The following is a 16,683-nucleotide window of genomic DNA, read 5'->3' as shown; positions in this document are numbered from 1 at the left end:
TTTTATTATGATCTCTTATTAGGATCGTCATTTTCTGTGGATAAGGTGGATCCGCCTTTTGAGATCATAGGCTTAAGAAGGATCACTGCCTGTGAATGATCGGTGATCCTGGTCCGTATAAGCTGGGATCAAAATGAAGGGTTATACACAACTCAAAAACTAACCAAACCTTATGCTTGGGATAACTACCGGTTAATCAGTGCTTTTAACCAGAGTTATACACAAAAAAAACGCCGATCTTTACAAAACTCAGAGCAAATTTATCCAGGATCCGAGCCAAATTTCAGCCGGATCTTCAGGAATGTCATGATCGAGGATGTTTACCTTGAGCGTTTCACCAATCTGTTTGGCTCCGCAGGCGATAAGTTCGTTATCGATTTTGTCGATCGCCCCGCAGAAAGTGTCATATTCACGGCTGCCAATTCCGACCGAACCAAAACGCACAGCGGAGAGGTCAGGTTTCTCTTCCTTTATTGCTTCATATAAAGGAATAAGATTATCCGGGATGTCACCGGCACCGTGTGTAGAGCTGACCAGCAGCCAGATTCCACCTTTATTCAGATCTTCAAGCAGGGGGCCATGCAGCGTTTCAGTGGAATAACCCGCGTCTTCCAGCTTTTCTGCCAGATGTTCCGCAACGTACTCGGCACCGCCAAGCGTACTACCACTGATCAGTGTAATGTCTGCCATGAAGTCCACCCCTTAATTCCTGAGTGGCACATTGTACGCTGTGTGTGAGCTGGGATCTACCTGTGGAAAAATGTGGGATTAAAATGCCCGATCATGGGCGAATGGTCCGCATGATCGGGTTCTGCAGGGAGATCAGTGTCTCGGTGGACTGAATTTCATCGATTGTTTGGATCTTGTTGATAAGTACCTGCTGAAGGGCGTCGATCGAGCGGCACATCACCTTAATAAAGATGCTGTAGTGGCCGGTGGTGTAATACGCCTCGGTGACTTCGTCGAGGCTTTCCAGTCTCGCCAGCGCGGAGGGGTAATCTTTCGCGCTTTTTAGAATAATGCCGATAAAACAGCAGACATCGTAGCCGAGCTGTTTTGGGTTAACGTCTATGCGTGCGCCAGTGATGATCCCCGCCTGCTTCATTTTCTCGACGCGCACATGGATTGTGCCGGGGCTGACGCCAAATTGTTTGGCCAGTTCGGCATAGGCGGTACGCGCATTAGCCATTAATGCTTCGAGGATGCCGCGGTCGAGATTGTCGATCTGATAATTTTCCATTGGATTTTCTTATGATGTTTGATGATTCACTCTATTTTAGCGATTAATTTTGACGAATAAAAACCTGAGGAAGCTTTTTGCTTGTTGATTATTGAATTACCCCCGCATTCTGTTGCTTAATCAATGGCAACAGGACAGGAGTAAACATAATGAAAACCGCTTACATCGCAAAACAACGCCAGATCAGTTTCGTAAAGTCCCATTTTTCCCGTGAGCTCGAAGACAGACTTGGACTCATTGAAGTTCAGGCGCCGATCTTAAGCCGCGTGGGCGATGGCACTCAGGACAACCTTTCTGGCTGCGAAAAAGCGGTACAGGTAAAAGTGAAAAACTTGCCAGACGCCCAGTTCGAGGTGGTTCACTCTCTCGCGAAGTGGAAGCGCCAGACGCTGGGACAACACGACTTCAGCGCGGGCGAAGGGCTCTACACGCACATGAAAGCCCTTCGCCCTGATGAAGACCGCCTCTCAGCTATCCATTCCGTTTACGTTGACCAGTGGGACTGGGAACGCGTAATGGGTGACGGCGAGCGCCACACTGGTACGCTAAAAGCGACGGTTGAAGCGATTTACGCCGGGATCAAAGCCACTGAGGCCGCAGTCAGCAAAGAGTTTGGTTTGGCACCGTTCCTGCCAGAACAGATCCACTTTGTGCACAGCGAAGAATTATTGACCCGCTATCCGGGTCTGGATGCCAAAGGCCGCGAGCGTGCCATCGCCAAAGAGTTCGGCGCGGTGTTCCTGATGGGGATTGGCGGCAAATTGTCGGATGGGGCGCGCCATGACGTGCGTGCGCCGGATTATGATGACTGGAGCACCCAGAGTGAAACGGGCCTGTCTGGCCTCAACGGCGACATTCTGGTGTGGAACCCGATCCTGGAAGATGCGTTTGAGATCTCCTCAATGGGGATCCGCGTGGATGCCGAAGCGCTGACACGTCAGTTAGCACTTACTGGGGATGACGATCGTCTGCAGCTCGAATGGCACCAGGCGCTGCTCAAGGGTGAAATGCCGCAAACTGTCGGCGGCGGCATTGGCCAGTCACGTTTGACCATGCTGCTGTTACAGCTGCCGCATATCGGTCAGGTGCAGTGTGGCGTCTGGCCACAGCAGGTCCGCGATAGCGTTGCCTCTCTGCTGTAATTAGCGTTTCCAGCGGCGCAGCAGTCGGCTGCGCAGCCCGGTATCAAAGCGCCAGATGTGATCGAAGATGCGCATTATCCCGGGTTTCCCGTGCTGCGACATCGCCACCGCATGAAAACGATGCAGATGTTTGCGCTGAAGCTCGCCCACCTTATTCACCACATCGTCCGGCAGCCGCTGGGCGATGAAATCTGAAATAACCACCGCATCGGCATCGGTCCATTCCGGGCCCTGCATCCGCTCTATAATGGCGCGGAAACAGCTGGCGATATCGGTCCCACCGCGAAAGCGTTGGCTTAAAAAGCGGATCGCCTGTTCCAGGCCCTGCGGGCCAGTCAGCTCGTAGCGCACCACTTCACTGGCAAAAAGCATAATGAAACAGCGGCGATTGTCCGCCAGTGCGACGCGCATCAGTGCCAGGCAAAACGCCTTTGCACACTGTTCGTTAAACCCGCCCATCGAACCTGACGTATCCACGCAGACGATAAACGGTCCGCGCGGTTGTTCATCGAAATCCTGATGCACCACCGGGCGTTCGCTGAGTTTTTCCCGCCACGCATCGCCGTGCAGTCGGTAAGTGAGCAGTTGCTTCTCCACCAGCCGGCGGTAAAACTCGTATTCAAGCTCAGTAATGCCGAGCGTCGCCAGCTCCGGCGGGAGCAGGCGCAGAATGTCGTCGCTTTGTTGCAGGCCGTCGACCTGTTCGGGCACCGTGGCCGGTTCACGCACCAGCGTGCGGAAGGTTTCCATCGGTGAATCTTTTTTCGGTACCGATTTGGCCTCGCGTGAGCGCCCGAGTTGCTCAGCCAACCGCATCAGCTCCGGTTGTTCGCTAAGAAAATCGCCATATCTGACAATCAGCTGCCAGTCACCGCGCTTGAGCTGGCCTTCGCTCATGTCCCAGAGTCGTCCGGCGGAATTGTCGTTTTCTACAAGTACCGGTTCCAGCTGACCGCTGAGCGTCATGCGCTCCTGCACTTCGCTCAATAGCTGCTCGCGTTCATCTTCCAGCAACTGCTGGTTCAGCGTGGTGGCTTGCACCACCAGACTCAGTCGCCAGCGCTGTAAAAACAGGGTGTGCAGCGCGACGGTAAAGGTCGCGTTGTTATCCACCAGCTGCTGCGCCTGGGCAGCAAACGGGGAATGGAGTTTCTGCAACAGGGTGAGGATTTGAGGAAGCTGAACGGTAAACTGCGTGGTCGATAGCCTTTGGCTCTGCTGAAAAGCCATTACCTCGTCGCTCAAATCCTGTGAAATCTGCGTCTCTTTCAGCCTGCCTTTTAACGCTTCCCGCCAGCGAGGAATGTCCTGCGCGATTGCATTTTTCAGCCGTGGGAATTTTTCAAAAAACAACGCCAGTTGTGGAGAGGCCAATAGGGCGAGGATCATCTCTTCGATCATCCCTTCCTCGCTGACCGCCAGCATCACATTGAGCGTGTCGAGAGTGAGCATTACTGCCGCGCCTGTTTGATCTGCGCCCCGACGTCCTGCAGGCTGGCTTCAATTTTTCCTAACCAGTCACCGTGAATGAACAGGCATTTCTGCTGCTCGCTAAAGCGGGTGTGCTGCTGATGCCACTCATCGTCGAGCGCATCCAGCTGCTGTTTAATTTCCCCAGGCATGTTCTCTGGCGTAGCGCTGCCCGGTAGTGCCAGACGCGAGCCTTGCAGACTGACATCCCGAACCAGCAAATGCAGGCTGGTATCCACTTCCATATTCAGCACCTGAGCAAAGCCGATGCCGTTGAGTTTGCCGCGAATTTCGCCGCCTTTTTCCAGCCAGTGCACGAGTGCCGGGCGTTCCAGGGTGATGTGAACGACGTTCATGTCATGCAGCTTCAGCGGCTGCAGCAAGAGCAGGGTCAGCGTTGGGATCTGCACCTCGTCCGGCAGTTCGTAATGCGGCTTACGGCTGAACATGCCGCCCAAACGCGTCACTTTCAGCGCGGTTTTGTCACTCTGTTGCTGTTGCAACTGCAGCCGACGCTGAACTATCGAACCCAGTTTGGTGATCATTGCCTGCTGCAGCCAGGCGTGCCCGGTCATCAAAATATCAAGCTGTTGCTGCATCAGATTGCGGCTTTCTGCGTCGTGCCACAGACAGTCTTTGAGCAGGATAAGATCGATAGGCGCAATGGCGTCGCGGCCGCTGAAAAAGGCGCAGGCCTGCAATAAACGAACCGCTTTTTTCCAGCGCCGATCGGAGACATACGGTGCGTTTGGTATCATATCGAGCTGCTGGCGCAGCTGATAAATCAGCTCGAATACGCTGTCTGACAGCTTCACGCCGCCAATATCTACCTGCCACTGCCAGAACTCTTCGTCCGTCACCTGTAGATTTTCTGGCACCGGGTTGACGCTTTCATCGTGCTGGTTGATGAGCAACGAGCGGAAATTGCTTTTTTCCTGCACTTTGTCGAGCCACAGGCGAATCAACATACGGTCATATAAGGCTTCGAGGCTGCTGTCGGCTTCCGGCAGTTCGTTAGACGCAGCCACCAGCAGGCGCATCGGGATTTTCTCTTCATGCGCGCCGTTGCGAAAACTGCGTTCGTTGATGGCGGTCAGTAGGGTATTAAGAATGGCCGGGCCGGCTTTCCATATTTCATCCAGAAACACGATTTCGGCTTCCGGAAGATAGCCTGTGGTTAAACGCTCATAGCGTCCTTCATCTTTTAACGCCTGAATAGACAGCGGCCCAAACACCTCTTCCGGAGTGGAAAAACGGGTCATCAGGTATTCAAAGGCACGGGCGTGTTGGAAGGCAAATTTGAGGCGGCGAGCGATAAGGCTTTTGGCTATCCCCGGTGGACCGAGGAGAAACACGCTTTCGCCACTCAGCGCGGCCAGCAGGCACAAGCGGATAGCGTGACTGCGCTCAAAAAGCCCCTTTTCAAGGCACTGGCTGAGTCGGGAAATTCTTTCTGCTAATAAGTGTGATTGCGCCATAATAGAGTGGTGTCCTTCCGCTATTTATCCAGCTATCAAGCGATTATAGCCGTTTGCAGGCGCTGGGTAATAGTGCGAGAAGCTGTCGGCATTTCTTTGAGCAAGGTTAATGAGGAGTCATTTTGGAGTACGATTCTTCTGTTAATCGTGCATACTGTGCGCCTTTTGTGAGCCAGGGATCCCGGTACACATTTGTCTTATTAAACGAAAGACGAGTCTATGAGCACTGATAATAAGCAATCGTTGCCAGCGATCACCCTTGCTGCAATTGGCGTGGTATACGGTGACATTGGTACCAGCCCTCTTTATACACTGAGAGAATGTCTCTCAGGCCAGTTTGGATTTGGCGTGGAACGGGATGCTGTTTTTGGCTTTTTATCCCTGATTTTCTGGCTGCTGATTTTTACCGTTTCCTTGAAATACATCACCTTCGTGATGCGTGCGGATAACGCCGGAGAAGGCGGGATCCTGACGTTGATGTCTCTTGCCGGGCGCAACACATCGGCGCGAATGACGTCGGTGCTGGTTATCCTCGGGCTTATTGGCGGCAGCTTCTTCTATGGTGAGGTGGTAATAACCCCGGCCATCTCGGTGATGTCGGCCATTGAAGGCCTGGAAATCATCGCCCCGCAGCTTGATAGCTGGATAGTCCCCATCTCTATCGCCGTACTGACCCTGCTGTTTATGATTCAAAAGCACGGTACTGCGCTGGTGGGGAAACTATTCGCGCCTATCATGCTGATTTGGTTCCTGTTGCTGGCGGTGCTCGGTGCACGCAGTATCATCGACAACCCGGACGTGTTACATGCGCTGAACCCGTACTGGGCAGTGCACTTCTTCCTTGAATACAAAACGGTTTCCTTTGTTGCGCTTGGCGCAGTTGTCCTGTCTATCACCGGCGTGGAAGCGCTGTATGCGGACATGGGCCACTTCGGTAAGTTACCTATCCGTATTGCCTGGTTCACTTTGGTTCTGCCTTCGCTGGTATTGAACTACTTCGGCCAAGGGGCGCTGCTACTCAAACACCCGGAAGCGATTAAAAATCCGTTTTTCCTGTTGGCTCCTGAGTGGGCGCTGATCCCGATGCTGATTATCGCGACCTTTGCGACGGTCATCGCTTCCCAGGCGGTAATTTCCGGCGTGTTCTCCCTGACGCGTCAGGCAGTTCGCCTAGGATATCTGTCGCCGATGCGCATTATTCATACCTCCGAAATGGAATCCGGTCAGATTTACATCCCGTTCATTAACTGGCTGCTGTACGTGTCTGTGGTGCTGGTCATTGTCAGCTTCCAGCACTCCAGCAATCTGGCTGCGGCGTACGGGATTGCGGTTACCGGCACCATGGTGCTGACCACGATTCTGGCGACCACCGTGGCGCGTAAAAACTGGCACTGGAACAAGTACTTTGTGTTCGTCATCCTGGTGGTATTCCTGTGTATCGACGTACCGCTGTTCTCGGCGAACCTCGATAAACTGCTCTCTGGCGGTTGGCTGCCGCTGACGCTGGGCCTGGTGATGTTTATGGTGATGACCACCTGGAAAAGTGAACGTTTCCGCCTGCTGCGCCGCATGCACGAGCATGGCAACTCTCTCGAAGCGATGATTGCATCGCTGGAGAAATCGCCGCCGGTGCGCGTGCCAGGTACAGCGGTGTACATGTCCCGCGCGTTGAATGTGATTCCGTTTGCGATGCTGCATAACCTCAAGCACAACAAAGTGCTGCATGAGCGCGTGATCCTGCTGACGCTGCGCACCGAAGATGCGCCGTATGTTCACAACGTGCGTCGCGTGTCTATCGAGCAGTTGTCGCCGTCGTTCTGGCGTGTAGTGGCGAGCTACGGCTGGCGCGAAACGCCAAACGTGGAAGAAGTCTTCCACCGCTGCGGTCTTGAAGGGCTGAGCTGTCGAATGATGGAAACCTCGTTCTTTATGTCACATGAATCGCTGATTATTGGTAACGACCGGCCGTGGTATCTGCGTCTGCGCGGCAAGCTGTACCTGCTGCTGCAACGCAACGCCCTGCGTGCGCCCGACCAGTTTGAAATACCGCCAAATCGGGTTATCGAGCTCGGCACCCAAGTCGAAATATAACTCCGCATTAATAATATGCCCGGCATTCCTGCCGGGTATTTTTTTAGCTGTTCCGCGCAAGCGAAGCGCCACTTGGCAACGCCCTGACATCCTCTTAATTTCATGCAGCGAAACGTTTCGATGCCGATCACACTTCTGCAACCTGATGGTGGTTTTCTGTACGCTGTTAGGATTAGACTTATCTCCAGCGAAACGTTTCGCTAGCGGAGCAGAACGATGAAGAAAGGTACGGTACTCAACGCTGATATTTCCTCGGTCATTTCCCGTCTTGGGCATACCGATACGCTGGTGGTTTGTGACGCAGGCTTGCCTGTCCCACACAGTACACAGCGCATTGATATGGCATTAACCCAAGGTGTGCCTGGATTTATGCAGGTGCTGGAAGTGGTGACGACCGAAATGCAGGTTGAGACGGCAATTCTCGCCGCGGAAATCAAAACGCATAATCCGCAGCTCCACGAAACGTTGCTCAATCATCTCGAGCAGCTACAGCAACACCAGGGAAACACCATTGAAATTCGTTACACCACACATGAGCAGTTCAAATTACAAACCGCAGACAGTCAGGCGGTGATTCGCAGCGGGGAATGCTCCCCGTATGCGAATATCATTCTCTGTGCTGGCGTCACTTTCTGAGGCCGCCATGGACGCATTACTGCAACTCAAAGGGATCGATAAATCTTTCCCGGGCGTGAAAGCCCTTTCCGGCGCATCGCTGAACGTCTACTCCGGCCGCGTAATGGCGCTGGTGGGTGAAAACGGCGCCGGTAAATCGACGATGATGAAAGTGCTTACCGGGATCTACAGTAAAGATGCCGGCTCGCTGCATTGGCTGGGCCAGGAAGCGACCTTTACCGGACCGAAATCATCTCAGGAAGCCGGGATCGGCATCATTCATCAGGAACTGAATCTGATCCCGCAGTTGACCATCGCTGAGAACATTTTTTTAGGCCGCGAGTTCGTCAACCGCTTCGGCAAAATCGACTGGAAAACCATGTACGCCGAAGCAGACAAACTGCTGGCGAAGCTCAACCTGCGCTTTAAAAGCGACAGGCTGGTGGGCGAACTGTCGATTGGTGATCAGCAGATGGTGGAAATCGCTAAAGTGCTGAGCTTCGAGTCGAAGGTCATCATCATGGATGAACCGACGGACGCGCTGACCGATACTGAAACCGAATCGTTATTCCGCGTCATTCGCGAACTGAAATCCCAAGGCCGCGGCATCGTTTATATCTCTCACCGAATGAAAGAGATCTTCGAGATTTGTGATGATGTGACCGTATTCCGTGACGGCCAGTTTATTGCCGAGCGCGAAGTGGCGACGCTCACCGAAGATTCACTGATTGAAATGATGGTCGGTCGCAAACTCGAAGATCAGTATCCGCGCATCGACAAAGTTCCGGGTGACGTGCGTCTGAAGGTCGATAATCTGTGCGGCCCGGGCGTGGAAAATGTCAGCTTCACGCTACGCAAAGGAGAAATCCTCGGCGTGGCGGGCCTGATGGGCGCCGGGCGTACCGAACTGATGAAAGTCCTGTACGGCGCGCTGCCGCGTAGCAGTGGTTACGTTACGCTGGATGGCCATGAAATGGTGACCAAATCCCCGCAGGACGGTCTGGCCAACGGCATCGTTTATATCTCCGAAGACCGTAAGCGTGATGGCCTGGTGCTGGGCATGTCGGTAAAAGAGAACATGTCTCTGACCGCGCTGCGCTATTTCAGCAATGCAGGCGGCGGCCTGAAGCATAAAGATGAACAGCAGGCGGTGAGCGATTTCATCCGTCTGTTCAATGTTAAAACCCCGTCGATGGAGCAAGCGATTGGTTTGCTCTCGGGCGGTAATCAGCAAAAAGTGGCGATTGCTCGCGGGCTGATGACGCGACCGAAAGTGCTTATCCTCGATGAGCCAACACGAGGTGTGGACGTCGGGGCGAAGAAAGAAATTTATCAGCTGATTAACCAGTTTAAAGCCGATGGTCTGAGCATCATTCTCGTCTCTTCGGAGATGCCGGAAGTGCTGGGCATGAGCGACCGCATCATGGTGATGCACGAAGGGCATCTCGGCGGTGAATTCACACGCGAGCAGGCCACCCAAGAAGTATTGATGGCTGCCGCTGTGGGCAAGCTTAATCGTGTGAATCAGGAGTAAGAAAGATGACTACCCAGGCTGTTGCTGGTCGCCGTTATTTCACCAAAGCGTGGCTGTTGGAGCAAAAGTCGCTGATTGCTCTGCTGGTGCTGATAGCCGTTGTCTCGACCATGAGTCCGAACTTTTTTACCGTTAATAACCTGTTCAACATCCTGCAACAGACGTCGGTCAACGCCATTATGGCGGTGGGGATGACGCTGGTTATTCTGACCTCTGGCATCGATTTGTCTGTCGGTTCGTTGCTGGCCCTGACCGGAGCGGTTGCGGCGTCGATTGTCGGTATCGAAGTGAATGCGCTGGTGGCCGTCGCGGCTGCGCTGGCATTAGGCGCGGCGATTGGCGCAGTGACGGGCGTGATTGTGGCGAAAGGCCGCGTGCAGGCATTTATCGCCACTCTGGTGATGATGCTGCTGCTGCGCGGTGTGACGATGGTGTACACCAACGGCAGTCCGGTGAATACAGGCTTTACCGATAATGCCGATGTGTTTGGCTGGTTTGGTATCGGCCGTCCGCTGGGCATTCCGACGCCGGTGTGGATCATGGCGATTGTGTTCCTTGCTGCGTGGTACATGCTGCATCACACCCGTTTGGGTCGTTATATCTACGCGCTGGGCGGCAACGAAGCGGCAACGCGTCTGTCCGGGATCAGCGTCAATAAAGTCAAAATTATCGTGTATTCGCTGTGCGGCATGTTGGCCTCACTGGCAGGCATTATAGAAGTGGCGCGTCTGTCGTCTGCGCAACCGACGGCCGGTACGGGCTATGAGCTCGACGCGATTGCGGCGGTGGTGCTGGGCGGAACCAGTTTGGCAGGCGGCAAAGGTCGTATTGTTGGGACGCTGATCGGCGCATTGATTCTCGGTTTCCTTAATAATGGTTTGAATTTGTTAGGTGTTTCCTCCTATTACCAGATGATCGTCAAAGCGGTGGTGATATTGCTGGCGGTGCTGGTAGACAACAAAAAGCAGTAATAACTGACATAACAGGACATCTCAGATATGAACATGAAAAAACTGGCTACCCTGGTTTCTGCTGTGGCACTGAGCGCCACCGTAAGTGCTAACGCAATGGCGAAAGACACTATTGCGTTGGTTATCTCGACGCTGAACAACCCTTTCTTCGTTTCCCTGAAAGACGGAGCGCAGAAAGAGGCGGATAAACTGGGCTACAACCTGGTGGTACTGGATTCTCAGAACAACCCGGCAAAAGAGCTGGCGAACGTTCAAGACCTGACCGTACGTGGCACCAAAATTCTTCTGATCAATCCAACGGATTCCGATGCCGTGGGTAACGCCGTGAAAATGGCAAACCAAGCGAAGATCCCTGTGATTACGCTAGACCGCCAGGCGTCTAAAGGCGAAGTGGTGAGCCACATTGCGTCTGATAACGTGCTAGGCGGTAAAATTGCAGGCGACTACATCGCGAAGAAAGCCGGTGAAGGCGCGAAGGTTATTGAACTGCAGGGTATTGCAGGGACGTCTGCCGCTCGTGAGCGTGGCGAAGGTTTCCAGCAGGCCGTTGCGGCGCACAAATTTGATGTCCTGGCGAGCCAGCCAGCAGATTTCGACCGTACAAAAGGTCTGAACGTCATGCAGAACCTGCTGACCGCGCATCCTGATGTGAAAGCTGTTTTCGCGCAGAACGATGAAATGGCGCTGGGTGCACTGCGTGCGCTGCAGACTGCCGGTAAATCAGATGTGATGGTTGTCGGTTTTGATGGCACTCCGGATGGCGAAAAAGCCGTAAATGATGGCAAACTGTCTGCGACGATTGCACAGCTGCCAGAGCAAATCGGCGCCCAGGGCGTTGACGTTGCTGCTAAGGTGCTGAAAGGTGAGAAGGTTCAGGCCAAATATCCTGTTGACCTGAAACTGGTCATCAAGCAATAAGTCATCACCGATTCAGGCCAATAAGAGCCTGAGGGGACAATCTAAAAAGAAAAGTGTGGCATGCGCCACCGGAAATCCCGGTGGCGCTCTTTATCGGACACTCATGATTATGAAAACCGCAGGTAACCTCGTCGTCCTTGGCAGTATCAATGCCGATCACATTCTTAACCTTGAATCTTTCCCGCGACCGGGCGAAACCGTGACTGGCAGCCAGTATCAGGTGGCGTTTGGCGGAAAAGGCGCAAATCAGGCCGTTGCCGCCGGACGCAGCGGCGCGAACATCGCTTTTATTGCTTGTACCGGCGATGACGACACTGGCGAACAAGTGCGTAAGCAACTGGCGAGCGACAATATCGACATTGCGCCGGTGAGCGTTGTGGCGGGCGTTTCCACCGGCGTGGCGCTGATTTTTGTTAATGGTGAAGGTGAGAATGTCATCGGTATTCACGCGGGGGCAAATGCCGCGCTGACAACTGAGCGAGTGGCGGAGCAAAAAGACCGTATTGCCAGCGCCGATGCGCTGCTAATGCAGCTGGAATCGCCACTGGAAAGCGTTCTGGCGGCGGCGAAAATAGCGCACAACAACCAGACGACCGTGGCGCTTAATCCGGCTCCGGCTCGTGAACTGCCGGACGAACTGCTTTCGCTGGTGGATATCATCACCCCTAACGAAACCGAAGCGGAAAAGCTGACGGGCGTGCGGGTCGAAAATGATGAGGATGCCGCAAACGCGGCGCAGGTGCTGCATGATAAAGGCATCGAAACGGTCATTATTACGCTCGGCAGTCGCGGCGTGTGGGCCAGTCAGAAAGGGAACGGTCAGCGCGTACCGGGCTTTAAAGTGCATGCCATCGACACAATTGCTGCAGGCGACACCTTTAACGGCGCGCTGATGACGGCGCTGCTGGAAGGCACTGAATTATCGGAAGCATTGCGTTTTGCCCATGCGGCAGCGGCGATTGCCGTGACCCGCAAAGGCGCGCAGCCCTCTGTTCCATGGCGCAAAGAGATCGATGACTTCTTACGTCAGCAGGGGTAACACGTGACTACCATGAAGGATGTTGCTCGCCTGGCGGGCGTTTCTACTTCGACGGTCTCTCACGTCATTAATAAAGACCGGTTTGTCAGCGAAAGCATCACCGAAAAGGTGAATGCCGCCATTAAAAGCCTTAACTACGCGCCTTCGGCTCTGGCGCGTAGCCTCAAACTCAACCAGACCCATACGATCGGCATGCTGATCACTGCCAGTACCAATCCATTTTACTCGGAACTGGTTCGCGGCGTCGAACGCAGCTGCTTTGAACGCGGCTACAGCCTGGTGCTTTGCAACACCGAAGGCGACGAGCAGCGGATGAACAGTAATCTCGAAACGCTGATGCAAAAGCGCGTAGACGGTTTATTGCTGTTGTGTACCGAAACTCACCAGCCGTCGCCGGAAATCGTCCAGCGTTATCCTTCTATACCGACGGTGATGATGGACTGGGCGCCGTTCGACGGTGACAGCGATATTATTCAGGATAACTCTTTGCTCGGCGGGGACATGGCGACACAGTATCTGATCGACAAAGGTTATCGCCGTATAGCCTGTATTGCCGGTCCGCTGGACAAAACGCCCGCGCGTCTGCGTCTCGAAGGGTATCAGGCGGCGATGGCGCGCAGTGGATTGCCAATTGTCGATGGCTACATTATTACCAGCAATTTTGAATTTGGCGGCGGATTAACGGCGATGCAGGCATTGCTGGCGCTGCCTGAGCCACCGCAGGCGGTGTTCGTGGGCAATGATGCAATGGCGGTCGGGGTTTATCAGGCGTTGTATCAGGTGGGGCTTAATATTCCACGTGATGTGGCGGTAGTGGGTTATGACGATATCGAACTGGCGGCCTATATGACGCCGCCGCTAACGACAATCCATCAGCCCAAAGATGAGCTGGGCGAGCTGGCTATCGACGTATTGATTCACCGAATGGCACAGCCCGGGCAGAAACAGCAGCGTGTGCAGCTGACGCCCGAACTGGTGGTGCGAGGTTCGGCCTAAGCTTTCTTGTGCCGCTCTTTAATCAGATTGCGACCATCTTTCGGTTTTAACAGCATAAATGTTACCGCTGATACTACGGTCAGAGCGCCCATCGTAATAAAGGTATAGTGGAACTGTTCCACGGTGTTGCTGCTGTCGAACCCTTCATAAAAGCGCAGCACTGCGGCGCTGATCGCCACCCCAAGACTAATAGACAGCTGCTGCGTCACGGCCAGCACGCTATTGCCGCTGCTGGCGTTTTCGTCTGTCAGGTCAGCCAGCGTTATAGTGTTCATCGACGTAAACTGCGTCGACATCGCCATTCCCAGTACGAATAAAGGCAGGACCAGCATCCACACCGGCATGGACGGTGACTGCAGCGAGAACTGCGCAATCATCAGGCCGATAAACACTGTTATCCCTACCAGCGTTTTACGATATCCCAGCCAACGTAGCACCTGCGTCACCGTAGATTTCGCCAGAATTGACCCTAACGCCGTAGGCGCCATCATGCAGCCGGCGATCAGCGCCGGATAACCAAACCCAACCTGCAACATCAACGGCATCAGGAACGGAACGCAGCCGGTACCGAGACGGGTGGCGAGGTTGCCGACAATTCCCACGGAGAAGGTGCGCGTTTTAAACATCGGCAGCGCGATGAGTGGGGTGGGATGACGACGAGCGTGGCGAATATAAGCCAGTAATAGAAGAACACTGACCGCAATGATGGCCAGCGCTATCCACGTCGCGACAATTTTCTCACCGAACAGCTCCATCCCGCTGGAAAACAGAACCAAACTCAGGCCGAACAGCAAGAAGCCGGTCATATCAAATCGGCGGCGCGGAGTGGTGAAGTTCGGCATATATTTGCGGGCATACAGCAGGCCGGCGATGCCGATCGGGATGTTAATCAGGAAAATCCAGTGCCAGCTGGCCCAGGTCACCAGTACGCCACCCAGCACCGGTCCCAGAATTGGGCCAACCAGCCCAGGCATGGTCACGAAGTTCAGAACCGGTAAAAGCTCACTGCGCGGATAGGCTCGTAGCAGCGCCAGGCGGGCGACGGGCATCATCATTGCGCCGCCAACCCCCTGAATAACGCGGAAGATGACCAGCTGCGTTAACGAACCTGACAGGGCGCACGCCAGCGAGCCCAAGGTAAACAGACTCACGGCAATCATAAAGATGCGACGCGTACCGAAGCGATCGGCCAGCCAGCCGCTGACCGGGATAAGCATCGCCACCGTCAGGGTGTAACTGATAATGGCCGACTGCATCGCCAGTGGAGAGCGGTTCAGGCTGTGGGCAATCGCGGGGAGCGCAGTGTTCAGGATGGTGGCATCCAGCGCTTGCATAAAGAAGGCCATCGCCGCAATCCACGGCAAACCGGCCATACTGCGTGATTTCTTCTCGGTCATCTATTTAGTAGCCTGGGTGTTTGGGGCCGTTAACAGTGCCTGGCAAGCCTGCCAGGCACGAGGGCCATCGCTTTCCTGAATGGCATCCACAATGGCCTGGTGCAGATCGAGCTTCACCACTTCGTTTTGCGTGATGGCGGCAAAGTAGGTCTGATAGACAGAATGAAACAGTGAAGCAAAGGAGGTCAGAAATGGGTTGGAGCTCATCGCATAGATTTGTTCGTGCCAGGCCATATCCACTTCAATCCAGCGCTGGCGGTCAAAGTGCCGCTTCAGATGGACCATATCTTCCATTAATGTATTCAGTCGGGCTTTTTGTTCCGCACTGCCGAGCGTAGCCGCCAGCATGCAGGCCTGCGGTTCAAGACTGCTGCGCATAACAAGGAAGTGTTCAACGACTTCTTCAAAGTTACTTTCCGTGAGCCACCAGGATATCAGCTCTTTATCAAGAAAGTTCCAGTCGCAACGGGGCATCACTCGGGTGCCAATGCGTGGACGCGGCAAAACCATTCCTTTTGCCGTCAGCGTCTTAACCGCTTCACGAACGGCGGTACGGCTTACGCCAAACTGCTCGCCCAACTCCATCTCTCCGGGGAGGATGCACTCCGGCGGGTATTCGCCGGTTAAAATCTTCTGCGCCAGTTTCTCGGCAAGAACCCAAGAAATGTTCTTTTGTGCCGCTAGCTGTTGCGCGCTCAAGGACATAGATGCCTTTCCTTCATATCGAATTACCTTTCTAGTATGCCATTCAGAGATAACATTCGGCGGTAAAAACAGCAGATAGTGCAATTAATGATGCTTTTATGAGTGGTTTGATGAAAAAAAGCGCGAACGATAAATTAATTCAAATTTCCTCTTGCCGTCTCGTCAGAACTCCCTATAATGCGCCTCCACTGACACGGAACAACGGCACGCTAGCCGCCGGGTCAGAAGGGTTTCTCAGGAAATCCTGACAGAGAAAAGCGAAAATAAACGCTTGACTCTGAATGAGGAAAACGTATTATACGGGACCTCGAGTTAGCAAGCGAAAGCGCGTAACTCACTGCTCTTTAACAATTTATCAGACAATCTGTGTGGGCACTCAAAGTGACATGGATTCTTAAACGTCGAAAGACGCTAAATAGAATACCAAGTCTTATGAGTGAACATACGTAATTCATTACGAAGTTTAATTCATGAGCATCAAACTTAAATTGAAGAGTTTGATCATGGCTCAGATTGAACGCTGGCGGCAGGCCTAACACATGCAAGTCGAGCGGTAACACAGGAGAGCTTGCTCTCTGGGTGACGAGCGGCGGACGGGTGAGTAATGTCTGGGAAACTGCCCGATGGAGGGGGATAACTACTGGAAACGGTAGCTAATACCGCATAACGTCTTCGGACCAAAGAGGGGGACCTTCGGGCCTCTTGCCATCGGATGTGCCCAGATGGGATTAGCTAGTAGGTGGGGTAATGGCTCACCTAGGCGACGATCCCTAGCTGGTCTGAGAGGATGACCAGCCACACTGGAACTGAGACACGGTCCAGACTCCTACGGGAGGCAGCAGTGGGGAATATTGCACAATGGGCGCAAGCCTGATGCAGCCATGCCGCGTGTATGAAGAAGGCCTTCGGGTTGTAAAGTACTTTCAGCGAGGAGGAAGGCGTTGTGGTTAATAACCGCAACGATTGACGTTACTCGCAGAAGAAGCACCGGCTAACTCCGTGCCAGCAGCCGCGGTAATACGGAGGGTGCAAGCGTTAATCGGAATTACTGGGCGTAAAGCGCACGCAGGCGGTCTGTCAAGTCGGA

Annotated in this window: 14 protein-coding genes and 1 rRNA gene; 9 read left to right on the top strand and 6 right to left on the bottom strand. The window is 53.8% G+C overall.

The features are described 5' to 3' along the window. Window positions 1–249 precede the first annotated feature (249 nt). On the bottom strand, window positions 250–690 hold the full coding sequence (gene mioC / locus MUU46_RS11040) for an FMN-binding protein MioC (RefSeq protein WP_159756788.1): 441 nt from the start codon (window positions 688–690) through the stop codon (window positions 250–252). A 91-nt stretch (window positions 691–781) separates the two neighbouring features. Further along, the gene (asnC, locus tag MUU46_RS11035) at window positions 782–1,240 is read right to left on the bottom strand and encodes a transcriptional regulator AsnC (RefSeq protein ID WP_045853727.1); all 459 of its coding nucleotides are present in this window, start codon (window positions 1,238–1,240) and stop codon (window positions 782–784) included. Window positions 1,241–1,389: 149 nt separating this feature from the next. On the opposite strand from asnC, the gene asnA reads away from it, so the two are divergent. Next, window positions 1,390–2,382, top strand: a complete 993-nt coding sequence (asnA, locus tag MUU46_RS11030) for an aspartate--ammonia ligase (protein ID WP_258965551.1) — start codon at window positions 1,390–1,392, stop codon at window positions 2,380–2,382. On the opposite strand, the gene viaA is transcribed toward asnA, so the two are convergent. Both viaA and ravA read right to left on the bottom strand, forming a co-directional pair. Continuing rightward, on the bottom strand, window positions 2,383–3,834 hold the full coding sequence (gene viaA, locus MUU46_RS11025) for an ATPase RavA stimulator ViaA (RefSeq protein ID WP_159756782.1): 1,452 nt from the start codon (window positions 3,832–3,834) through the stop codon (window positions 2,383–2,385). Beyond that, entirely contained in the window at window positions 3,834–5,330 is a 1,497-nt protein-coding gene (gene ravA, locus MUU46_RS11020; RefSeq protein ID WP_258965550.1) for an ATPase RavA, read from the bottom strand. The genes viaA and ravA overlap by 1 nt, the downstream gene beginning before the upstream one ends. A 219-nt stretch (window positions 5,331–5,549) precedes the next feature. Here ravA and kup point away from each other — a divergent pair, with 219 nt between their 5' ends. The 7 genes from kup (at window position 5,550) to rbsR (ending at window position 13,494) form a co-directional block, all read left to right on the top strand. Beyond that, entirely contained in the window at window positions 5,550–7,421 is a 1,872-nt protein-coding gene (kup, locus tag MUU46_RS11015; RefSeq protein ID WP_159756776.1) for a low affinity potassium transporter Kup, read from the top strand. Window positions 7,422–7,637: 216 nt separating this feature from the next. After that, window positions 7,638–8,057, top strand: a complete 420-nt coding sequence (gene rbsD, locus MUU46_RS11010; RefSeq protein ID WP_159756773.1) for a D-ribose pyranase — start codon at window positions 7,638–7,640, stop codon at window positions 8,055–8,057. 7 nt (window positions 8,058–8,064) lie between these two features. Continuing rightward, complete coding sequence (rbsA, locus tag MUU46_RS11005; protein ID WP_258965728.1) at window positions 8,065–9,570, top strand: ribose ABC transporter ATP-binding protein RbsA; 1,506 nt, start codon at window positions 8,065–8,067, stop codon at window positions 9,568–9,570. Window positions 9,571–9,575: 5 nt separating this feature from the next. After that, window positions 9,576–10,541 carry a ribose ABC transporter permease gene (gene rbsC / locus MUU46_RS11000; RefSeq protein WP_110512413.1) on the top strand — a complete coding sequence of 322 codons (966 nt, stop codon included), beginning with the start codon at window positions 9,576–9,578 and terminating at the stop codon, window positions 10,539–10,541. A 27-nt stretch (window positions 10,542–10,568) separates the two neighbouring features. After that, window positions 10,569–11,459: a ribose ABC transporter substrate-binding protein RbsB gene (gene rbsB, locus MUU46_RS10995; RefSeq protein ID WP_159756770.1), complete on the top strand. Its 891-nt coding sequence runs from the start codon at window positions 10,569–10,571 to the stop codon at window positions 11,457–11,459. 109 nt (window positions 11,460–11,568) lie between these two features. After that, complete coding sequence (gene rbsK / locus MUU46_RS10990) at window positions 11,569–12,498, top strand: ribokinase (protein ID WP_258965727.1); 930 nt, start codon at window positions 11,569–11,571, stop codon at window positions 12,496–12,498. Between the two features lie 3 nt (window positions 12,499–12,501). Further along, window positions 12,502–13,494 carry a ribose operon transcriptional repressor RbsR gene (gene rbsR, locus MUU46_RS10985; RefSeq protein ID WP_258965549.1) on the top strand — a complete coding sequence of 331 codons (993 nt, stop codon included), beginning with the start codon at window positions 12,502–12,504 and terminating at the stop codon, window positions 13,492–13,494. On the opposite strand, the gene mdtD is transcribed toward rbsR, so the two are convergent. Further along, window positions 13,491–14,891, bottom strand: coding sequence for a multidrug transporter subunit MdtD (gene mdtD, locus MUU46_RS10980; RefSeq protein WP_258965548.1), 1,401 nt, complete (start codon window positions 14,889–14,891; stop codon window positions 13,491–13,493). The genes rbsR and mdtD overlap by 4 nt on opposite strands. Next, the gene (locus tag MUU46_RS10975; RefSeq protein WP_159756761.1) at window positions 14,892–15,596 is read right to left on the bottom strand and encodes a FadR/GntR family transcriptional regulator; all 705 of its coding nucleotides are present in this window, start codon (window positions 15,594–15,596) and stop codon (window positions 14,892–14,894) included. A 485-nt stretch (window positions 15,597–16,081) separates the two neighbouring features. Here MUU46_RS10975 and MUU46_RS10970 point away from each other — a divergent pair. Then, window positions 16,082–16,683 (top strand): 16S ribosomal RNA (locus MUU46_RS10970); the annotation flags it as partial.

This window comes from Scandinavium tedordense, assembly GCF_024764965.1.
GTDB lineage: Bacteria > Pseudomonadota > Gammaproteobacteria > Enterobacterales > Enterobacteriaceae > Scandinavium > Scandinavium tedordense.
This window is presented reverse-complemented; position numbering and strand designations above follow the sequence as displayed.